Here is a 2,059-nt window from a genome sequence, read left to right as displayed (position 1 = left end):
CCTGCTCATCTCCCTCATGGCGTTCTTCGCCGCCGCGCACCTCGGCGTCCTCCTCGCGGACCGCTACCCCTCGCTCATGCCGGCCCGGTTCCTCGCCGGGATCCCGCACGGGGCCTATTTCGGGATCGGGTCGGTCGTGGCGGCCTCACTCGTCTCGAGGGCTCGGCGCACCGCCGCCGTCGCCGCCCTGTTGCAGGGACTCGGTGTGGCCAACGTCGTCGGCGTCCCGGTCGCCACGATGCTCGGGCAGCGCCTCGGGTGGCAGACGGCCTACGCGGCCGTGGGAGCCATCGGGGCGGCGACCGTGGTGGCGCTCGCAGTGTGGCTGCCCCGCCAACCGGTCAGCGGGGACGAGTCGATGGCTCGGGAGCTGGCCGCCCTGCGACGCCCTCAAGTGCTGCTCGTGCTCCTCATCGGGACGGTCGGCTTCGGTGGCATGTTCGCGATGTACGCGTTCATCGCCCCGACCATGACGGAGCTGGCCGGGGTGGCGGCGTCGTTCGTGCCGTGGGTGCTCGCCGCCTACGGAGTCGGCATGGTCACCGGTATGGTGCTCGCCGGGCGCGTCGCCCGCCGCGGCGTCCTGCGCGGCATCATCGTCGTGCTCGCCCTCATCGCCGCCTTGCTCGGGGTGTTCGGCTGGGCGGTGCACCTGGCCTGGCTCGGCGTGGCGATGGTCTTCGTGCTCGGGCTGCTGCCCTCGATCCTCGTGCCGCTGCTGCAGATCCGGCTGATGGACGTCGCGCACGAGGGGCAGTCGCTCGCGGCCGCGCTCAACCACTCGACGCTCAACCTCGCGAACGCGTTGGGCGCCTGGCTCGGGTCAGTCGTCCTCGCCGCCGGCTGGGGCTATGGCGCACCGAGCCGGGTCGGTGCGCTCCTCGCCCTGCTCGGGGTGGGGGTCGCCGTGTGGTCGGCGGCCCTGGAGCGGCGCCGGGCCTGAGCGCGGGAACCTCACAATCCCACGTGCCCATCGCGGGTCTGGGTGGCGGGCACGGCGACGGTGAACGCAGCCGACCCGACCCGGCTCGGCTCGGGGGCAGGCTCGGCGACGGCCGGGGTGGGCCGGAAGCCGACGTGGGCCGGGATCCGGTGCTGCGCCGCGTCGACCGGCTGACGCCACAGCCACGGCTGGCGCGGGCGCCAGAGCAGCCGGCCGGGGCGCCGGCGGTCGCGCAGCGCGTGCATCCGCCAGGCGAGGACAGGGTGCGTCGACAGGGCGTTGGCGACCCAGACGAACAGGCCCGGCTCGGTCACCGCACGGTCCGCCATCGCATCGACGTCCACCGACCGGTTGAGGTACTTGCCGCCGGCCAGCGTGGCCATGGCGAGTCGTGCACCCTCCGGCACGAGGGCGTGGCCGTAGTTGTCCGCGGTGTACTCCTGGGCACGGCTAAGTGTGGTGCCGACGACGGGCAGGTACTGCGAGGCGAAGGTGCCGAGCACGCGCCAGTAGCTCGTGTGCCCGGCCGCGATGTGCCCCACCTCGTGCGCGATGACGAAGCGCAGGGCCTCCGGGTCGCGGGCCGCGCCGCCGACCTCGAGCAGGTCGCTGTAGACCACGACGAACCGCCGGAAGCCGTGTCCCGACGCGGCGGCGTTGATCATCCCGTTGCCGAGCACGACGTAGGCGTCCGGCACGTAGGGCAGTCCCGACCGCACCGCGGCGTCGACGAGCATCGCGTGCGCCTCCGGGAACTGCTCCGGCGTGAGCTTGATGCCGTTCAGGCGCTGCTGGGCCCAGAACTGGCCCCGGGCGAACCACACGAGCAGGGGTGCGAGGACGAGCAGCACCGCGTAGATGTCGGGCTCCCGGCCCTCGGCCGCGGCGGCGACGAACTCCGAGACTGCCCAGGCGAGGACCAGGGCCGAGGACATGATCGCCACGACGAGGGTCAGGATCTCGAGGGGGTGTCGCACGACCCGGCGCATCGGCACCTGTGCGCCCGGGGGAGCGGCGAGTCGGGCCATCGGTTGTGGTCGCATGGCGGCCATTCTCGCGCAGAGCAGGCCCGCCTCGACCCCATCGGCAGCACGGGTGGCCGTGGCCCTGCGTCGG

At 73.4% G+C, this 2,059-nt stretch carries 2 protein-coding genes; one reads left to right on the top strand and one right to left on the bottom strand.

The window, feature by feature from the left end; all coding sequences use genetic code 11:
• Nucleotides 1-943, top strand: a 943-nt coding sequence (locus tag N864_RS21805) for an MFS transporter (RefSeq protein WP_034722445.1), incomplete at its 5' end; no start/stop codon positions are given.
• Between the two features lie 11 nt (nt 944-954).
• Here N864_RS21805 and N864_RS21800 read toward each other — a convergent pair.
• Nucleotides 955-2,059, bottom strand: a 1,105-nt coding sequence (locus N864_RS21800) for a M48 family metallopeptidase (protein WP_240474450.1), incomplete at its 5' end; no start/stop codon positions are given.

The organism is Intrasporangium chromatireducens Q5-1, from assembly GCF_000576575.1.
Lineage (GTDB): Bacteria > Actinomycetota > Actinomycetes > Actinomycetales > Dermatophilaceae > Intrasporangium_A > Intrasporangium_A chromatireducens.
Note: the sequence above shows the minus strand (reverse complement) of the source record. Positions and strands in the feature narration are given on the sequence as shown.